The organism is Vibrio sp. La 4.2.2 (genome assembly GCF_027586995.1).
Taxonomy (GTDB): Bacteria; Pseudomonadota; Gammaproteobacteria; order Enterobacterales; family Vibrionaceae; genus Vibrio; species Vibrio mediterranei.
In genome coordinates, this window is record NZ_JAPPTJ010000002.1 from 624,367 (window position 1) to 643,095 (window position 18,729).

The 18,729-nt window shown below is 45.3% G+C and carries 16 protein-coding genes; 4 read left to right on the forward strand and 12 right to left on the reverse strand.

Going from position 1 to position 18,729, the window contains the following annotated elements; all coding sequences use genetic code 11:
* Window positions 1–68: 68 nt before the first annotated feature.
* The 5 genes from OH456_RS06080 to OH456_RS06100 all read right to left on the reverse strand — a co-directional run bounded on the left by OH456_RS06080 (window position 69) and on the right by OH456_RS06100 (window position 6,378).
* Window positions 69–911: a histidinol-phosphatase gene (locus OH456_RS06080; protein ID WP_270033040.1), complete on the reverse strand. Its 843-nt coding sequence runs from the start codon at window positions 909–911 to the stop codon at window positions 69–71.
* 188 nt (window positions 912–1,099) lie between these two features.
* Entirely contained in the window at window positions 1,100–1,744 is a 645-nt protein-coding gene (locus OH456_RS06085; protein WP_006073522.1) for a M91 family zinc metallopeptidase, read from the reverse strand.
* A gap of 261 nt (window positions 1,745–2,005) precedes the next feature.
* A complete protein-coding gene (locus tag OH456_RS06090; protein WP_270033041.1) occupies window positions 2,006–3,118 on the reverse strand; it encodes an NADH:flavin oxidoreductase in 1,113 nt (370 codons plus the stop codon).
* A gap of 211 nt (window positions 3,119–3,329) precedes the next feature.
* Entirely contained in the window at window positions 3,330–5,828 is a 2,499-nt protein-coding gene (locus OH456_RS06095) for a hybrid sensor histidine kinase/response regulator (RefSeq protein ID WP_270033042.1), read from the reverse strand.
* A 154-nt stretch (window positions 5,829–5,982) separates the two neighbouring features.
* A complete protein-coding gene (locus OH456_RS06100) occupies window positions 5,983–6,378 on the reverse strand; it encodes a hypothetical protein (protein ID WP_270033043.1) in 396 nt (131 codons plus the stop codon).
* A 283-nt stretch (window positions 6,379–6,661) separates the two neighbouring features.
* Here OH456_RS06100 and OH456_RS06105 point away from each other — a divergent pair, with 283 nt between their 5' ends.
* Genes OH456_RS06105 through OH456_RS06120 form a run of 4 tightly spaced genes read left to right on the forward strand, consistent with a single transcriptional unit; the run spans window position 6,662 to window position 9,930 of the window.
* Complete coding sequence (locus OH456_RS06105; protein WP_270033044.1) at window positions 6,662–7,495, forward strand: phosphate ABC transporter substrate-binding protein; 834 nt, start codon at window positions 6,662–6,664, stop codon at window positions 7,493–7,495.
* Window positions 7,496–7,497: 2 nt separating this feature from the next.
* Window positions 7,498–8,355, forward strand: a complete 858-nt coding sequence (locus tag OH456_RS06110) for a PstC family ABC transporter permease (RefSeq protein WP_270033045.1) — start codon at window positions 7,498–7,500, stop codon at window positions 8,353–8,355.
* Window positions 8,352–9,212 (forward strand): PstA family ABC transporter permease, encoded by an 861-nt coding sequence (locus OH456_RS06115; protein WP_062459099.1) that lies wholly within the window; start codon window positions 8,352–8,354, stop codon window positions 9,210–9,212. Before OH456_RS06110 ends, OH456_RS06115 begins: the two co-directional genes overlap by 4 nt.
* Before the next feature lies 1 nt (window position 9,213).
* Window positions 9,214–9,930: a phosphate ABC transporter ATP-binding protein gene (locus OH456_RS06120; RefSeq protein WP_270033047.1), complete on the forward strand. Its 717-nt coding sequence runs from the start codon at window positions 9,214–9,216 to the stop codon at window positions 9,928–9,930.
* Between the two features lie 115 nt (window positions 9,931–10,045).
* Here the strand turns inward: OH456_RS06120 and arcC are convergent, their stop codons facing one another.
* From arcC to OH456_RS06155, 7 genes are all read right to left on the reverse strand, one after another.
* Window positions 10,046–10,987, reverse strand: a complete 942-nt coding sequence (gene arcC, locus OH456_RS06125) for a carbamate kinase (RefSeq protein WP_006073540.1) — start codon at window positions 10,985–10,987, stop codon at window positions 10,046–10,048.
* A 94-nt stretch (window positions 10,988–11,081) separates the two neighbouring features.
* On the reverse strand, window positions 11,082–12,518 hold the full coding sequence (hydA, locus tag OH456_RS06130) for a dihydropyrimidinase (protein WP_270033049.1): 1,437 nt from the start codon (window positions 12,516–12,518) through the stop codon (window positions 11,082–11,084).
* A 187-nt stretch (window positions 12,519–12,705) separates the two neighbouring features.
* Window positions 12,706–13,926 (reverse strand): YgeY family selenium metabolism-linked hydrolase, encoded by a 1,221-nt coding sequence (locus OH456_RS06135; protein ID WP_006073544.1) that lies wholly within the window; start codon window positions 13,924–13,926, stop codon window positions 12,706–12,708.
* A gap of 101 nt (window positions 13,927–14,027) precedes the next feature.
* Complete coding sequence (gene dpaL / locus OH456_RS06140) at window positions 14,028–15,230, reverse strand: diaminopropionate ammonia-lyase (protein WP_006073546.1); 1,203 nt, start codon at window positions 15,228–15,230, stop codon at window positions 14,028–14,030.
* 76 nt (window positions 15,231–15,306) lie between these two features.
* On the reverse strand, window positions 15,307–16,494 hold the full coding sequence (ygeW, locus tag OH456_RS06145) for a knotted carbamoyltransferase YgeW (protein WP_006073548.1): 1,188 nt from the start codon (window positions 16,492–16,494) through the stop codon (window positions 15,307–15,309).
* A gap of 411 nt (window positions 16,495–16,905) precedes the next feature.
* Window positions 16,906–18,201, reverse strand: coding sequence for a nucleobase:cation symporter-2 family protein (locus OH456_RS06150; protein ID WP_006073549.1), 1,296 nt, complete (start codon window positions 18,199–18,201; stop codon window positions 16,906–16,908).
* A gap of 11 nt (window positions 18,202–18,212) precedes the next feature.
* Window positions 18,213–18,719, reverse strand: a complete 507-nt coding sequence (locus OH456_RS06155; RefSeq protein WP_006073551.1) for a (2Fe-2S)-binding protein — start codon at window positions 18,717–18,719, stop codon at window positions 18,213–18,215.
* Window positions 18,720–18,729: the final 10 nt, after the last annotated feature.

Here is an 18,729-nt window from a genome sequence, read left to right on the forward strand (position 1 = left end):
AGCTAAGCCGCTTTACAACATACTTTACAATCGAGGCTTTAAAATTAGGTTCAAAAGCGGCGCTGCTATTAGAGAATGGACACATCCTGCCATTTACCATCAAGTAAGATACGCTGCTGTTGATACCCCGCTTCTAATAGGATTTCTCGACACTTCTCGTGATACACGCCTAAGTGATGAGGCGCGTGAGCGTCGGCGTTAATCTGTACTGGGATATTCTTTGCTTTGGCATGCTTAAGTAGCCAAGGGGATGGATAAACATCGTCGGTTGCACCGCGCAGCATACCGCCATAATTGACCTCCAATATCACGCCAGCCTTTGCAACGGCGTCTAGTGTGGCAATGGCGATCTCTTGGTACCAGCTATCTTGTTCATCAAAGAAAGCGAACGCTTTGTTGTGTTTTTTGACCAAGTCGTAATGACCTAAAATATCAAACCCACCAGCTTCGCATAACTCTCGAACGCGCTGGTAATAGACTTCAATCATCGAGCGCGCACTGCCGTTGTGCACTTCATCCAACAACACTTTAAATTCATCGTGTGGCCCGTCCACGCTTAGCATAGAATAACGCTCGTTTGGGGCATCTAATGTATGAACCGAGCCAATCTTATAGTCGAGGGGATACGCGTCCCACTTCGTATCGCTTGGCGCAGTCAAACCGACTATAAAGTCGATTTCTAATCCTAAATACACGTCAATGTCAGAACGATCTTTTTGCTGTTTAATGTCGGCAACGTAGGCCTCTAGGTTTTCCGCTAACATACAGAAATCGTTATCGAAAGGCAAAGGAGCGTGAGAGCTAAAGCCCACCGATTTAAAACCAAGGGATACGGCTTTATCCACCATCTCTTTTGGTGTTCCTTTCCCATCACAATAATGACAATGCATATGGTAGTTGCTTAGTAACATGGTTGACTCTCCAAACCCGTTAATCCTTATTTTAGCTATGGATATAGTAACCCTGGTTATCATCCAAGCAAGCGATAACTGCCTTGGTTTAACGTTGATTTTGTAAAGTGGTGTGATGAGCCAGCACGCAAAAGTAAAGCCGCAGTTTAAACACCGCGGCTCTTGTCTCACTGATTAGCAATAAAGGATTAGAAGTACTGAGTACGCTCCGCTAAGCCAAATTGACGGCGGAAACAGTTTTCACTCATTGGATTGTTGGAATATTTTCCTAACCCGGTTGTCCAGAGTTCCTCATCTTTCCCATCCATCTTTGTACCTTGAAGACAATGGAGCGAATGAATGAGCTCGTGAGCAAGTACGACATAAGGTTCCGCTTTTTCACCTTTGCGCGTCATCACCTGCACGTTAGTGAAGTGCATATAACACACTGAGCCAGTGGCATTGGTAGCTGCGGTTTGATTGACGGCGGAGTTATGACTACCACCAGCCATCCAGAACGGACAACCTTGGGGAGCAAACCTTGCTTGGTTACTCGCAGTCATGCCCGTTACGTTTGCTTGACCATCGCTGTCATAGAGCACATCACGCTTAAAGCCACTTTGAGTGAAGTTAAGGTGTGTTGGCACACAAATAACGTTGATGTTGTTAGGAAACGACCCCCGCGCCGCAGGCTTAGCCGCTTGAATTTCAGAGAGCAGCGATTTGCCCGCTGATACTTGTTTAAGTTTTCTTAGGTTCTCTTCCATGATTGGTCGAAAAAAGGGATTTTTGCTTGGATCGTACTGAACAGCGAATCCGGGGAAGTTATTAAGTACTTGCGTAATTAATGCCATAGCTTACCTCTATTTGAATACTCGACTACTCACTCAATGTTCATCCTGAACCGATCATTGCGATGATCGTATTGAGTTAATACTTAGTGTAGTCACTATTCAGAGGTTGTAGGCATAAAATGGAATTTTTCGTGCTAGATCATGAAGATTGGTATATCGACAAGAGCCAGTGGCATTCTGGCTCCTATACACTAATTCTGTTTGGGGCTAAGTTTACACAGCGACTTGGTTAGCAAATAGCGATGTTACGTAGCGGTAAGATTACATAGCGGCAAGCGCAACTTTTCTTTCCTTATTCACCACACAGAAGTTACCGCGCTTAGTACGACATTTTGAGCAGCGCTCACACTCTACTGGCGCTCGATCACCCTGTTTCCAACGCTTTATCAACTTAGGCTCTGACAACAATGGGCGTGAAAGTGCGAAGTACTCAATACCAGTACTTTCTGCAATGGATTCAATCGCAGCAATATCCGTCAAACCACCAACCGTAATCACAGGTACGTTCACTTCTTGGCTGATCGCATGACCGTATTCGTGAAAATAGCCTTCCTCTTGAATGGTATAACCATCGTGAGTTTCGCCAACCATAGTGTTAGCTTTGCCGTGGATATTGCCCGAGATAACCAGCGCATCAACGCCCATCGATTCAAGCGTTTTACATACCACTCGCGTTTCGCCGAACGTTAAACCGCCTTCAAAAAACTCAGTGGCTGTCAGTTTCACCAAAATCGGGAAATCATCACCAACTTGCTCGCGGCAAGCTTGATAGATTTCAACTAAGAATCGCATGCGGTTTTCTAAGCTACCACCATACTCATCATCGCGACGGTTATAGTACGGGCTCAGGAACTGGTTAATCAGATAGGTATGCGCGGCATGCAGTTCTACCCCATCAAAACCTGACTGTTTCGCTCTTAACGTTGCTTTAGCAAAGGCATCTACAATGTAGTCAATCTCTGCTTTGGTCATGGCTTTGCCTTGTGTTTGCGTACCCATTTCAGGGACATCACTCGGCGCAAAGATCACCCTTTCACCAACGTTAAACGTGGTTTTCGTGCCGCCATAAGCCAACTGCATTACAATCTTCGAATCATGCTGATGAACCAAATCGGTTAGCTTCTGGTACTCGTCGATAAAAGAGTCATCGTACATCCCCATCATGCCAGCATTGGGTTTTTCTTCTTTTACGATGTTGGCATAGCCAGTCACAATTAGACTAACCTCACCTTGGGCAAGTTCTTCATAGATGGCGTAAAGCTTGTCAGTCATATGACCGTCTTCTGTCGCCATATTTTCCCAAGTTGCACTTCGCATGAAGCGGTTTTTCAGCACCAAATTGCCGATGCGACTCTCTGTGAACAAGTGGCTCAACTCCAATCTCCTCAATGTATTGTTATGCTTATTATTGGTATCAAAAGCGAGGCGCGATAATACAGAGAATGGACGAGGCAAAACTTAATCTAGATTAATATATTGGCGTGCAATCAATGGAATGTTTGATTACTTCATTGGAATAGAAACTAAAAAGTCAGTCAGCCATAAACAACGACCTGACTGACTCATTTTTTGTGACATTGTCACGCTAAGCGCTAGTGCGATTTTCTGATTTGGAATCATCGTCGTCTATCTGACAATGAGATATCCAACGTTCCAGCGACTCACCAAGTGCTTTTGCGTTAATAGGTTTAGAAATATAGTCATCCATCCCTGCTTCTAAGCATTTTTCGCGGTCGCCTTGCAGTGCGTTTGCCGTCATTGCAACAACAGGAATCGAATGGTTGATGTTGATATTTTTAGTATTTCTTATCTCTCTCGTTGCTTCATAGCCATCCATTTCTGGCATTTGGCAATCCATATAGACAAGGTCGTAGTTGGCAGGTGTTCTAAGAGCAGCTAGTGCCTCAAGTCCATTCTTAGCTTTATCGACTTTGATACCAAATTTCGACAGCAGCGATTGCAGCACGACTTGGTTAGTGGTGACATCATCCACAATAAGAATGCGCGCGTTGTATTGGGCTTTCTTCGCCGGCGTATGTCGTGTCACAAACGCTTCACTTCTATCACTTCCCGACAATCCCGATACTTTTTCTAACACACTCAACAGGTCGGCTTGCTGCATCGGTTTAGTGAGATAACCGCTAAAGCCTGCCTTTTGCATTTTCTTCGCATCGCCACGCTGCACTACCGATGAAAACATCACCAAGCGAGTGTCATTGTAATTAGGGTTATCTTGGATTTGTTTGGCTAGCTCGACCCCGTCCATATTCGGCATTTGATAATCGAGAATCGCAATGGTGAAGGATTGCTGTTGTTTGTGGTTATCAGCTAAAACCCTCAACGCCTCTTCACCACTATTAGCTACCTGATATGGAATCTCCCAACGAGTGAAGATCTGCTCGAGTAAATTGCAGTTGGTATCGTTGTCATCCACCACTAAGATACGTTGTTTTTTCAGGTCTCCAGTAGGCAAATAAACCACGGACTGTCTAGATGAGTTTTCCAGACAAACTGTAAACCAAAATGTCGATCCTTTGCCCGTTTCACTGGTGACACCGATCTCGCCACCCATAATTTCCGTTAAGCGTTTGCTGATGGAAAGCCCCAAACCCGTCCCACCATATTTTCGAGTGGTTGAACTGTCTGCTTGCGAGAAACGCGAGAACAGCTTTTGTTGCTGCTCTTCACTAATGCCAATACCGGTATCGCGTATTTCGAATCTCAGTATACTGTCGGTGAGTCGTTTTTCATCCACGGTCACGTACACCGCGACTTCTCCGTCTTCAGTAAACTTAATCGCATTACTGACCAAATTGTTGAGCACTTGACGAATACGACCAGGGTCCCCTCGGTAACAAAGATCCATCACAGGTGTAGCCGGACATACCAGTTGAATCCCCTTCTGCTCTGCCGCAAAATAGAGCATAGCCCCGACATCCTCGACCACTTCACCCAAGTCAAAATCAATCAACTCTAAGTCAATCTTACCTGCTTCTATTTTCGAGAAATCGAGTATGTCGTTAATAATAGAAAGCAATGATTCAGCGCTATTTTTGGTGGTTTCAGTCATTCGTATTTGCTGCTCGTCGAGCTTGGTATCAAGTAGCAAGTTAGTCATGCCTATAACACCATTCATTGGCGTTCTAATTTCATGACTCATGGTTGATAAGAACTCACTCTTCGCTTTGGCTGCAGCTTCTGCGCGGTCGCTTTCATCACGAAGCTTCTGGTTGTACTCCTTCATTTTTTGATCATTTTTCAATAAGTTGAACGCCATATCTCTAAAGCTCGATGTGAGCATTGCGAACTCGTCTCTTCCTTTTAAATGGCGGCTACGGTTGAGTGTTTCTAATCCATTTTGAAGTTGCCCTTTAGCAACGAGTTGGGTTGCACTCAGTAATGTATCCATACGTTGTTTAACACGTTTAGAGCTCCATGCCGCTACAAAAAGTGAGACCAGTGCTGCAAACAAGGTTCCAAAAAACAACACAAAGGAGGTTTGACTCGCGGACTTTGACGACGCCATACTGCGAATAGTGATAAGCTCTTGCTCTATTTGAATAAACGTTGCAAATTCCCCACGTATTTCATCAATAATACGTTTACCTTCTTTCTGTTGTGAAAGGTCTTCGATGCTGTCTTGCTTCGCTAGTCCGTTCTCCAACAAACGTCTTTGAATAATGGCTTTGTCTGCAATGTCTCTGAGCCAAGTATTATGCAAAGTATTGATTCTGGTGAGTCGTTCGACTTGAACGGGGTTATCACTCACCTGTTTAGACAAGGTAGTGATTTTTTTATCCCACACCTCTAACGATAAATGAAAAGGTTCAAGAAACACTTCGTCACCGGTGAGCAAAAAGCCTCGTTTACCCGTCTCCATATCCACCGTAAGGCTCAGCAGTTCCTGCGCGCGACCAATAGCTTTGTGTGTGTGCTCAACCCAACGAGCGTCCTCCTCCATAGATTGAGTGTTTTGAAACACGGCTACAGAAACGGCAAGCATCAACAAAACAGGCACAGAAAAGCTGAGTAATAGCTTCTTGGTAATTGAGATGTCATCGAACCATCGATTGAGACTCGGCATAATCAACCTATCGCTACTGAGGTAATTATCTTTAGTCTAGGATAGGAAAATTGGATTGTTAGAAAATCGAAAGGACTGTAATAACTAATCATCTGAATTAGCAAAAGAAAACTGAGTCTCGCTACTCAGTTTTCTTGTTCTCTATCAGCAGGGTTTACTCGTCTTCAACGATACGAATCTCGATAGCAAAGATGCCATGCTGAGGTATCATTTCTTTATATTCATGGAAGCTGTATAACATTTCTATCCCTTCTTCAATGGTATTGCACAGCTTGGAGAGGACTTGCATACCTTCACTCGTCAATAGTGCTCTTGGATCGGGATATTGACGTACTTCGACTACTTCTACGATTAACGCATTTGGCTTAATGACATCCAAACCAACAAAAGGAGGGCCGGAAATCACCTGAAATGTGATTCTGTCTCCCGGCATTAGTTTGTCGTATTCAATCGCTTCGTAGCTATTATTGGTTCGAATCTCTACTTTCTTAACACCAGAACGTATAGCGTCTAACGGTGCTTGATAAATCTCTAATGGGTATTCAGTCATTGGTCTCTCATACTGTCTTTTGGCCTTTTAACGTTAAGATAGAAGGTGTAATTATTTAAAGCCATCCTTCCTTATCAAGACATTTCTCAAATAAAGTCCAAACCAACCTTAAATCATAAACATTTATGATTTAAATCAAACACTAATCGTCATTTCTGTCTAACAGTCACATAGTTTTCGAAAATGATTAGGCGTAATCTAGATTGGTTAATTTGACATGATTTACACCGAATACATTCCGTGATTCGTCCCTTATGTTTTCGATTAAGACAAAGGAGTAGTTATGCGTTTTAAAACTGGTTTCATCAGACTGTTAGCCTGTAGTCTGTGCTTTATTCCAGTCATTAGTCAGGCCGCAGATACCGATACATTTGCTGGCCAATCAGGCACCATTAATATTGCGGGCGGCACCGCACATATTCCCGTAATGAAACTCGCATCGCGCGCGATTATGAAATCCAACCCTGATATTCGTATCACCATTGCTGGAGGTGGTTCTGGTGTTGGGGCACAGCAAGTTGCCAAAGGTTTGGTTGATATCGGCAACACCGGTCGCGCATTAAAACCTAGTGAAGCTGAGCAGGGTTTGGTCACATTTCCTTTTGCGATAGATGGTGTGGCTATCATCGTTAATCCAGAGAACCCCGTTAAAGATCTAACTCAACAGCAAGTTATCGACATTTATTCTGGAAAAATCACCAACTGGAAAGCGCTGGGTGGTGAAGACCGTTCTATTAACCTTTTTACCCGCGATGAAGCCAGTGGCACACGCGCGGTATTCTTTAAAAAGATGCTCAACAGTACTGCTATCGTAACGAACGCCAACGTTATCCCATCAAATGGTGCCATGAAAACCGCCATTGCCCGTGACCCTGGCGCCATTGGCTATAGCAGTGTTGGTTACATCGATGACACAGTGAAAGCCCCTGCGCTCGATGGTGTCCACCCAACCAACGAATCTTGTGCATCAGGCGAATACAAAATCGTCCGCAAATTGTATATGAACACCAAAGGTGAACCTCAAGGTTTAGTCAGCGAGTTTGTTGACTTTATTTATAGTCCTCAAGGCGCAGAGTATATCAGCGCATCTGGTTATATCCCATTAAGCAAGCGTTAACCATGCGCCATTTGGTTGCACCAGAACGAGTACTACTTTCCCTAGTGATGGTAGTGCTCGTTTTGATGTCATTGTTGTTTGGTTTTCTGATTTGGTTTGCATTGCCTGTTGTTACTGACCCAAGCGTCGCCGTCTTTTCTCTTCAATGGCAACCTGATCAAGGACACTATGGCATTTTCCCCATGGTATTCGGCTCTGGTGTTCTTGCTATTACAGCCAGTTTAGTTGCCTTCCCTTTTGCTCTTGGCATTGCCAGTTTCTGCCAATATAGCAGTTACCAACCTATCGCTATTTGGATTCGCCGCTTAGTCAGGCTAATGGCTGGCATTCCGACTGTGGTCTATGGTTTAGCCGCGGTTTTCTTGTTGGTTCCACTATTAAGAGAGACCTTTCGTAGTGGTTCCGGCTTTTCCCTGCTTGCTGTTACGTTGATGATGGTGCTGCTGATCTTACCCGTCATGATCATGATGTTGGACTCTCGGTTTCAATCCTTGACGCAGCAGTTGCGATTAACCTCTTGTTCACTTGGCATGACCGACAGTCAAATGATTGCCCACGTCATCGTACCAAACTCAATGCACGCCATCGCAAGCGCCGCCTTGTTAGGGTTTAACCGAGCGATTGGAGACACTCTGTTACCACTGATGTTGGCAGGCAATGCACCACAAATCACAGGAAGTATTTTAGATTCTGTTCGCACCCTCACCGCTCATATTGGCTTGGTTCTCGCTACCGAAAATAGCAGCGCTATGTACAATTCGTTATTTGCTGCTGGCCTACTTCTACTCACCATTAGCGTTTGCGTTACTGTACTGATTCGCAAACTGACTCACTCAACTGATGGAGGAATAAACGGATGAAAGCTCGCTTATTCCATCTCTGGAGTGTGCTGTGCACGTTGCTGTTACTCGCAGCTTTGAGTGTTTTTATCGGCTTTATTATTTATCGCGGTGCACCAACGATAAGTACTGAGCTATTTTTTGGTGATGCATCACCCATTGACGCCATGTTAGGTCGAGAACCTATCTGGGATGGTATATGGCCCGCGTGCGTTGGCACACTGTCGGTCATCTTATTGGCGCTAACACTAGCCCTCTTGCCTGGACTCGCTACCGGAGTTTGGCTCGCGACGAGTAAACCTTCGTTGTTAAAACGTTGCCTTGCGATTGGCATCGATATTCTTGCAGGCATTCCGTCTATTTTGATGGGGCTATTTGGTTTTACTCTGATTCTCTCTTTAAGGCATTGGTTTTTACCCTCTGCCAATGCTTGTTTGCTGTTATCCGCACTATGCCTCGCTATGTTAATCATCCCTTATTTGGCCGTTGCTACACGAACGGCTTTACAAGCTCTTCCGTCATCACTCAACGTCACAGCTCTTTCTTTGGGGATGTCGCAATGGCAGGCGTTACGAACCGTTTTGTTACCACAAGCGAAAAGCGGCATTATCGGAGGCATTATGCTCGCCATAGGCAGAGCCGCCGAAGACACAGCAGTCATTATGTTAACTGGGGCAGTTGCCAACGCTGGATTGCCCGGTGGTATTTTTGAACGCTACGAAGCGCTACCTTTCACCATTTTTTACTACAGTGCGCAATATCAAAGTGAGACTGAACTACATATGGCGTTCGGTGCAGCGTTTACCTTACTTTGTCTAACTGCCAGCTTGTTTTCGTTAGCAGGACTCACTCAGCGTAAATCGATAAGGAGAGCCTGACATGAGCTTTCAACCCTCTTCACCGCTTGCTGGTTCAGTCTCAAATTTGACCATCGCCTTTGGCTCCAATCAAGTTGTCAGCAACGCCAATATGGATTTTTATCGGAACCAGATCCATGTGCTTACTGGAGCTTCTGGCTCTGGAAAAACCACTTTTTTACGCGCTCTGAATCGCCTCAATGACTGTTTTGCCGAGTGTAAAACTACAGGTGATATCAAACTTACACTCAATGATACTCAACATTGTGTTCAGAAAATGCCTGAACACCAACTTCCCCACCTTAGGCAAAAAGTCGGTATGGTATTTCAACATCCTCAACTGTTGCCGGGTTCAATTCTCGATAACCTGTTGCTTCCATTGAGAGTAGTCAACTCAGTCACTGGACAAAAGGCACATCAAATCGCCCAAACCGCACTCAAACAAGCAGCTCTTTGGGAGGAAGTCAGTGATCGCTTGAGTGATCATGCTGCTTCGCTATCGGGAGGACAGCAGCAACGGCTTTGTTTGGCGAGAACGTTGGCTTTGGAGCCAGAAATTTTATTACTTGATGAGCCTACCGCGTCATTAGATAAACACACGGCGCAGCAAATAGAGGCGTTGATTGTAGAATTAGCCAAGCGTTACACCATTATCATGGTGTCTCACTCAGCCAAACAAACGGAAAAGTTGGCTAACCGAGTTAGCCATTTTGAGTCAGGAAAAGTGTTTACACGTTAACCACATCGTCACGGAGTAAACTAATGTGTTGAGTAGAAATAAGGTATCGAATAAAAGTAAGGAAAAAAAACAGGCCGTAAAACAAACACGGCCTGAGTGGGTTAAGTTAAATCGTTTAAGCCGGAACCGCCTCAAAATCTAGCGATACACAAGTTCCGCAATTTTCAGCCAGTACATCTAAGCTCTCATCAAGTGCACCGATATACGCTCTGCCACCAAACTCTGCGAAGTCGACAACCGCATCCACTTTTGGTCCCATGCTACCTGCTGGGAATTGGTATTGTTTCAACTCACTTGGACCCACACTGCGCAGTGCTTGTTGGTTCTCTTTACCCCAGTTAAGGAACACTGCTGGTGCGTCAGTTAGGATAAGTAGCTTCTCTGCCCCTAGCTGTTTCGCTAACAAGGTTGCGGCTAAGTCTTTATCAATAACGCCTTCAACACCTTTAAAGCCAGATTCGCATTTACATACTGGGATACCACCACCGCCACAAGCGATGACAACTTGTCCAGCTTCTAGCAAGGTATCAATAGAGTGTTTGTCGATGATGTTTTTCGGAAGTGGTGAAGGCACTACTCGACGCCAGTATTCGCCATCGCGCTTCATCGTCCATGCGTTCTTCTCGGCTAAAGCGCGGCCTTCTGCTTCATCGTAAACTGGACCCACAAACTTAGTTGGATCAGAAATACTTGGGTCATCACAGTCCACTTCAATACGAGTTAGTAGCGTAGTCACGTCTCTTTCAGGCAATTTGTTTTGTAGCTCTTGAGCTAGCATGTAGCCGATCATGCCTTCACTTTCTGCGCCCAATACATCCAGTGGATAAGGTGATACTTTGTCGTACGCTAGGTTTTGCAATGCTAGCAGACCGACTTGAGGACCATTACCGTGAACAATCACCACTCGGTATTCTTTGGCAATTTCAGCGATCGCTTTGGCGGCAATTTTGATGTTGTCGAGTTGGTTAGCGAAGCTTGGCTCATCGCCACGTCTTAATAGTGCGTTACCACCGAGGGCAACCACTACAGTGCTTTTGTTTGTTTTGCTTGCGTTCATAGGGACTCCTTGAAAGACGCCGATCATTCGCTGTGCTCGGCCTCCACATTCTGTATAAGTAATAAATCGTGTGTTATTTGAGTTGTTTCTGTCGTTATTCTGCTGAGAAAGGCAGACGGTGAATAAACTGCCCGTCCCCCGCTTCTCCGGTAAATTCACCGTCGTACGCAACTAACTTACCTCGACTGAACGTCATGAGTGGCCAACCTTGACAGGCAATGGACTCGTAAGGCGTGTAGTCTGCATTATCATGTAAGCTATCGTGTCTTATGGTTTGTTTCTTGTTCGGGTCAAACAACACCAAATCGGCATCCGCGCCACAGCCTAGATGGCCTTTTTGTGGATAGAGACCAAACAATTTGGCAGGCTCATAACTGGTTAGAGACACGAACTGATTGGGGGTAATTCGTCCAGCTATGACACCTTCTGAGAACATCAGAGGCATGCGAGTTTCGACGCCAGGAATGCCGTTTGGTGTTTTGGTAAAATCTTTTGCGCCTAGCTGTTTTTGTTCTGCAAACGTAAACGAGCAGTGATCAGTCGCGACAGTATCAATCGAACCGTCCGCTAAGCCTTTCCAGAGTTTTTCGCTTTCCGCTTTGTCTCTTAATGGTGGACTAAGCACGTATTTCAGCGCGTCTTCACGTTCGTAACGGTCATTGTTCAACACCAAGTATTGTGGGCAAGTTTCAACCCACACTGGCTGGTTGTTCTCTCTTGCGAGGCGGGTGTAATCCAGTCCTAGACCGTTAGAGAGATGTACGATGTAGAGCGGCGCAGAATCAGCTAGTTGGGCAAGGTTGATCACTCTTGCTATCGCTTCCGCTTCACATTCTAGTGGACGACTTAGCGCATGATATTTCGCTTCTACTTTGCCCTGCTCTATGAACTGTTTGCGTTTCAGTGACAGTGCTGCATCGTTCTCTGGGTGAACCGTTGTTAGTGCGCCAACTTTTTTCAATTGCGTTAACGCTTTAAGGACCGAACAATCATCCAACTTGTAAGAGTACGTGAGGTACAGTTTGAAGCTCGGAATACCGCGCTCATGTACCATGGCATGCATCTGTTCCAAAATCTGGTCATCAATGTGCTGAATAACACCATGGAAACTGTAGTCAATGACCGCTTTATCAGCCGCGTAACCATGGTAAACATCCAATTGATGGAACAAATCACACCCTTTTGGACCAAAGCCCATATGATCGATGATCATCGTCGTGCCGCCACAAGCAGCCGCTCTGGTGCCAGTAAAAAAGTCATCACAGCTTCGAGTGATTCCTGCATCAATGTTGAAGTGGGTATGTACGTCAATACCTCCGGGCATGACGTACAACCCTGTTGCATCCACCACGCGAGTATCTTCACTCACGGGTTTTAGGTTTTCAGCGACTTGCTCAATCTTTCCATCAATGACCAAAACATCGGCTTTACGAATTTCAGCATGGTCAACCACAGTGCCATTTTGAATCAGCAATGGCGACGATGAATTATCGAGAAGGGATTCGATATTGTTGAATTGTTCAAAAGTCATAAGATCACCGGAAAGTTACATGTCGCATCAAGATAAAGGAGTCGCGATAAGCTGTGACGGAAAATCCCATCCTAGAGCGGACTCCGCCAACTTCAGGCAGACACAAGTTGGCACTCTAGGATGGAGAACGACGTGAGTCGTCACGCGCTAACTTATACAACTCAATGTGTTAGCGCGCGGTACTACCTTATTGGTTGCGTTTTTTCTCTAAATACATTTGAGGGATAACCGCGTACATTGCAGCACAAGTCACCAAATGCTCTTTCCAAGTTTTCTCGTTTGGCGCATGAGCTTCTGGCTCTTTACCTGGGCCAAAGCCGATAACTGGAATGCCGTAACGACCCATGATAGATACGCCGTTAGTAGAGAACGTCCATTTGTCGACAAGTGGTTTTTTGTCGAATAGTAGCTCGTATGATGCTTCTAGAGTCTTAGTTGCAATGTGGTCTTCGTCGATCTTCCATGCTGGGAAGTAACACTCTGTTGGGTAAACCAAACCGGTGTAAGCAGGACGGTCATAGTTGTACATAGACACTTTCGCGCCATACTTCTGAACTGCAGGTAGGTTTTGAATCTCTTCGATTGCGCCTTCCCACGTTTCACCCCAAGTGATACGTCTATCGATAGATACTGCACAGCTATCTGCTACCGCACAACGGCTTGGAGAAGTAAAGAACACTTCAGACACAGTTAGCGTACCTTTACCCAAGAATGGGTCGTCGCCAAGGTTGCCAGCCAATTTCTCGATATCGTTAAGAATGTGACCCATTTTGAAGATAGCGTTATCACCACGCTCAGGTGCAGAGCCGTGGCAGCTAATACCAGATACGTCTACGCGGATTTCCATACGGCCACGTTGACCACGGTAAATTTGGCAATCTGTAGGCTCAGTAGACACAACGAATTCAGGGCGAATATCGCTTTCTTCAATGATGTACTGCCAGCATAGGCCGTCACAATCTTCTTCTTGAACCGTACCAGTCACAAGCAATGTGTACTCGTCTTCTAGGCCCAAGTCTTTGATGATCTTACCTGCATAAACCATAGACGCCATGCCGCCTTCTTGGTCTGATGCACCACGACCACCGATAACTTCATCGTCTTCCATACCTTCGTATGGGTCAAAGTTCCAGTTGTCTAGGTTACCCACACCTACAGTATCGATGTGTGCGTCCATTGCGATCAATGTAGGACCGTTACCAATCCAGCCTAATACGTTACCCATCGGGTCGATGTCGACGCGGTCAAAACCTACTTTTTCCATTTCTTCTTTGATGCGAAGAACGACTTTTTCTTCGTCACAACTTTCGCTTGGAATCGCAATCATATCGCGAAGGAAACGAGACATATCAGCTTTGTATTCTTGCGCTTTTTCCAATACGGTTGCAAAAGGGATACTTACAGTCATTGTTACTACTCCAAATTCTGTTCCCAATGGAGCCTTGCCCCACCGGGAATGTTAATGCTTGAAATTACTAATCTTTCTTTGTCACTTTTTTCTGCGTTGTTTTAGATTGTCGCGTGCTTACCTTGCCAAACGACTTCGCGATAGTGCACAGGATCTGTGTCGCCTTCGGTGTTAATAACCAAAACAACAGAATCTTTATTAAGCGCTAAATGCTCTTTTAGGCTCTCTTTTTCACGGCTGTATTCCACCGCTGCCAATAGACCCAAACCAACCGCGCCAGACTCACCAGAGATAACCGCAGGATCGCCACTTAGAGGGTTGCCCAATACGCGCATACCAAACGCAGCTACACGGTCTTCGCAGGAAACAAACTGAGTGGCACAGTTTTTAAGCACTTCCCAACCCAATGGGTTTGGTTCGCCACAAGCTAGACCAACCATGATGGTGGCAAGATCGCCGTCTACGTTGACCATGTCGCCAGTCTCAGCAATACCTGAACGATAAATACAGTCTGCTTGGTTTGGTTCCACAACGACTGAGCGAAGCTGACCTGGGCCACAATATTCAGCCAGATAGCCCAATACGCCACCAGCCATTGCGCCTACACCCGCTTGTAAGAACACGTGCGTCGGTTTATCCAGACCTAGCTCAACCATTTGTTCAACGGCTTCCACTGCCAAGGTGCTATAACCTTGCATGATCCACGTTGGGATCTCGGTATAGCCTTCCCACGCCGTGTCTTGAACCACTTTCCAGCCATGCTCGTTAGCAGTTTTGATGGCTAGTCTTACGGTATCGTCGTAATTCATGTCAGTAACGATGCACTCTGCGCCAAGGGCACGAATGTTGTTAACGCGCTCATCAGCTGCGCCTTTTGGCATGTAGACAACTGCGTTTTGACCCAGTTGATTCGCCGCCCAAGCGACGCCACGACCGTGGTTACCATCAGTAGCCGTTGCGAAGGTCATTTTGGTTTTGATTTGAGTTTTGAAAGTTTCGAAATTGAAACCGTCGATGTCCATCTTGTATTCATCACACAAGAGTCGCGCGATAGCGTAAACGCCGCCTAACATTTTGAATGCGTTTAGGTCAAAGCGATACGCTTCGTCTTTAACAAGAATGTTCTTCACACCAAACTCTTTTGCAAGGTGGGTTAAATTGTGAAGAGGTGTTGGTTGATAGCCATCTAATTGCAAATGAAATCGGCGCGCTTTTTCGGCTTCACTGATGGAAAACTGATCGGAGAGGCGTCCATTAAAATGCTGGTTATCGGCAATATGAATATTAAAATTCAACTTTGACATAGCGATACCTTATTTAATCCATTTACACGCTCGCCTTCGTAGGAATAAAGGCGAGGTGTAATATTACGGGAGTACTTTATTTAACTCTTTTTTCTGATTCGTTTAGTAGCTCATCAAGAACGCCTGCGACATCTTGATATTTTCTGTTCAGAATCATTGCCGCGATAATATACGGCTTCCAACTTGCTTCTTTATAAGTTGCAATGCGGTACTTCTCGAATACAGACTCTTCTACTTCACCTTCTTCACAAGACACGCCTGTAATATCTGCAGGTAGACAGTGCATGTACAACGCTTCACCGCCTTTAGTTAGCTTCATCATCTCTTCAGTACAGTGCCAGTCTTTGTGCTGTGCGTTTTGTGCCAAGCACGCTTTCTCTAGCTCTTTTAGTCCATCATGGTCATTAGCGCGTAGCAGATCAGTACGCTCGCCCATAACTTTGTAAGGTGCCCAAGATTTTGGATAAACGATGTCTGCATCTTTGAATGCTTCTTCCATAGAAGTTACTTGAGTGAAGCTACCGCCAGACTCTTGTGCGTTTTTCTTCGCTTCTTCAACCACTTCAGGAATTAGGTCATAGCCTTCAGGGTGCGCTAGCACGACATCCATACCGAAACGGCTCATAAGACCGATGATGCCTTGTGGCACAGATAGAGGCTTACCGTAACTTGGCGAGTACGCCCAAGTCATCGCTATCTTCTTGCCTTTAAGTTGGTCTAAGCCACCGAAGTGCTCTTCCAACCATGCTAGGTCAGCCATAGACTGTGTTGGGTGGTCGATATCACACTGTAGGTTAACCAATGCTGGACGATGAGGAAGTACGCCTTCTTTAACACCATCATCTAACGCTTCACCTACTTCACGCATGTAAGCATTACCAGCGCCTAAGTACATGTCATCACGAATACCAATCGCATCAGCACAGAAAGAAATCATGTTCGCAGTTTCACGAACTGTCTCACCGTGAGCGATTTGAGATTTACCCTCATCAAGATCTTGTTGCGCTAGGCCTAACATGTTGATAGCGGAAGCATAAGAAAAGCGAGTACGAGTCGAGTTGTCTCTAAATAAGGAAATGCCTAGGCCGTTTTTAAATACATTAGTGGCGATATTTTCACCACGCATGGTTTTTAGTACTTGTGCAGTTTTTAATACTCTTTCTAATTCTTCTGGGCTTTGCTCCCACGTTAATAGAAAGTCTTTATCGTGAAGTTTTGATTCTAGTTGAGAAATTTCTTTAATCAGTTCATTCATATTTTTCATTTGCTATCCCATTATCCATCTAGATTAACTATAAAAAATACAACTCAAGATAATATTCGCATGCTATTTATATTTAACAGGCTAACAAAGCGTATTTGCCCTCTTGTTTGTATTTGTATTTACTCCTAACTGGCCGATCGTCTGGCCTTCAGATTTCTGTCACTGGTTCTTATATTCCAAGTTCTGTGCCAATAATTCGTATCAAATAAAAAAGAATGAAATTTCTTTGAAAGCCCCGTCTTATAAGGGTTCGTCGTTTGACAATGGAAGGGATGAAAACGATGACAGTCTCAACTATCAGTCTGATTAGAGCACCGAAACCAAATTGATAGCGATAGTAAAAGGGTGAGTATCATATTGATATTGGGTGATAGACACTCTTCTCAGGGCGAGAAGAGTGTCTTAGAAGGGTTATTCTTTGCTGGCTTTTGACTTAGGAAGGATAAGGTTTAGCGTAACGGCAGCTAAGGTGCCTGTGGTGATGCCAGAGTGGAAAACAAGTTTCAAACTCTCTGGGAAATGACGCAGCAGATTAGGCTCGTAGGTAACCGCTAAACCTGATGCTAACGCCACACAAACCACGATCGCATTGCGTCGAGAATCAGTGGCTTTCATTAGCATTCGAATACCCGCGTAAGCAATCATACCGAACATAACGAAACCAACCCCACCGAGCACAGGTTTTGGCACCGTCACCGCTAATGCTGCAAATTTAGGGAACAGACCACCAAGTACCAACAAACAGCCTGTCACTGCGACAACAAAGCGGCTAGCGACTCCACTAATACCAACGATACCAACGTTCTGACTGAAACTTGCCACTGGCATGGCTGAGAAGAACGAGCCAAAGGTACTGCCTAAACCATCGGCCAACAGTCCTTTTTTCAAGTCATTCCCTTTCAGCTCAACACGACAGTTGCTCGCCAGTGCCATAAAGTCTCCTGTTGCTTCTGCAACTACCACCAAATAGACCAAACTCATGGTAATAATAGCTGGGATGGAAAAACTCATCCCAAAGTGCAGAGGCATAGGAGCTGCCACCCAATTCGCTTCGCCAATTTGAGTAACATCGACCATACCCAGTGGAATAGCCATCATATAACCTGCGGCTAATCCAATGATGATACTCGATGCAGCGACAACGCCTTTACAGAACACTGATACGCCTATCACCACGGCTAACGATGCGGCTGCCAAGAATATTTTCGGCAACGTCGCGAACTCTGGATGACCTTGAGGCGCATCACCAATCCAGTTCATTGCTACAGGTAAAATGGTCAAACCAATCAAGGTTACAACCACACCACTAACAATGGTAGGAAATAGCTTGCGAATATGGCTCATATAAAAGCTTGAACCTACCACCAGAAATGACCCTACAAATGCGGCTCCAAGCACTGCATCCAACCCTTCGGTTTTGCCAATGGCGATAATGCTGCCAATAAAGGCAAAACTCGAACCCATAACGACAGGTAGCCGGATTCCGATCTGCTTAAAACCAATACATTGCACAATAGTGACCAAACCCGACACAAGCAATGACGCGCTGATTAGCGTGACAATGTCTTGAGGCGGCAAGCCAATCGCGCTTCCCGCTATAAGCGGCACTGCGACAATACCTCCTATTGATGCCAACATGTGCTGTACTGCGAGAAATAAGGTAACGCCATACGGGGGTTTTTCGTCTAGTTCATAGAGGAGTTCCATACTGCTTCCTTTTATAGGCTGTGCTCTACTTGAGATTGAGGAATGTTGCAAAACTCTGTGGCGCGCCTAATTGCTTCTACAATCGGCTGATAACCAGTGCATCGGCACAGGTTGCCTTCCAGAGCATCACGAATTTCTTCTTCAGTCGGGTTTGGATAGCGTTTAAGCAACGCCCAAGCACTGATGATCATGCCTGGCGTGCAGAAACCACACTGTGTTCCTCCGGTGGTCAAAAACTCATCCATAAGAACCACTCCCAGTGGATCCTTTCTTAACCCTTCAATGGTGACGATTTCACTGCCTTCGCACTGAATAGCCAGTGCCAGACAAGAACAAACCGGCTTGCCATCTTTAATCACGGTGCATGCACCGCACTCACCTACCGCACACCCTTCTTTCGTGCCAGTAAGTGACAATTGCTCTCTTAACATGTCGAGTAGCCGTGTATTACCCGTGACTTCGAGGTTATACACACCGCCATTCACCGTTAGCGATATTTGTTTTGTTTCTTTAACCATTGAAATGCAC

Coding starts and splice junctions, on each gene's coding strand:
- dpaL (WP_006073546.1), bottom strand. CDS start 15,230: ATGTCAAAGTTGAATTTTAATATTCATATTGCCGATAACCAGCATTTT.
- OH456_RS06135 (WP_006073544.1), bottom strand. CDS start 13,926: ATGACTGTAAGTATCCCTTTTGCAACCGTATTGGAAAAAGCGCAAGAA.
- hydA (WP_270033049.1), bottom strand. CDS start 12,518: ATGACTTTTGAACAATTCAACAATATCGAATCCCTTCTCGATAATTCA.
- OH456_RS06085 (WP_006073522.1), bottom strand. CDS start 1,744: ATGGCATTAATTACGCAAGTACTTAATAACTTCCCCGGATTCGCTGTT.
- ygeW (WP_006073548.1), bottom strand. CDS start 16,494: ATGAAAAATATGAATGAACTGATTAAAGAAATTTCTCAACTAGAATCA.
- OH456_RS06150 (WP_006073549.1), bottom strand. CDS start 18,201: ATGGAACTCCTCTATGAACTAGACGAAAAACCCCCGTATGGCGTTACC.
- OH456_RS06120 (WP_270033047.1), top strand. CDS start 9,214: ATGAGCTTTCAACCCTCTTCACCGCTTGCTGGTTCAGTCTCAAATTTG.
- arcC (WP_006073540.1), bottom strand. CDS start 10,987: ATGAACGCAAGCAAAACAAACAAAAGCACTGTAGTGGTTGCCCTCGGT.
- OH456_RS06155 (WP_006073551.1), bottom strand. CDS start 18,719: ATGGTTAAAGAAACAAAACAAATATCGCTAACGGTGAATGGCGGTGTG.
- OH456_RS06100 (WP_270033043.1), bottom strand. CDS start 6,378: ATGACTGAATACCCATTAGAGATTTATCAAGCACCGTTAGACGCTATA.
- OH456_RS06095 (WP_270033042.1), bottom strand. CDS start 5,828: ATGCCGAGTCTCAATCGATGGTTCGATGACATCTCAATTACCAAGAAG.
- OH456_RS06105 (WP_270033044.1), top strand. CDS start 6,662: ATGCGTTTTAAAACTGGTTTCATCAGACTGTTAGCCTGTAGTCTGTGC.
- OH456_RS06110 (WP_270033045.1), top strand. CDS start 7,498: ATGCGCCATTTGGTTGCACCAGAACGAGTACTACTTTCCCTAGTGATG.
- OH456_RS06115 (WP_062459099.1), top strand. CDS start 8,352: ATGAAAGCTCGCTTATTCCATCTCTGGAGTGTGCTGTGCACGTTGCTG.
- OH456_RS06080 (WP_270033040.1), bottom strand. CDS start 911: ATGTTACTAAGCAACTACCATATGCATTGTCATTATTGTGATGGGAAA.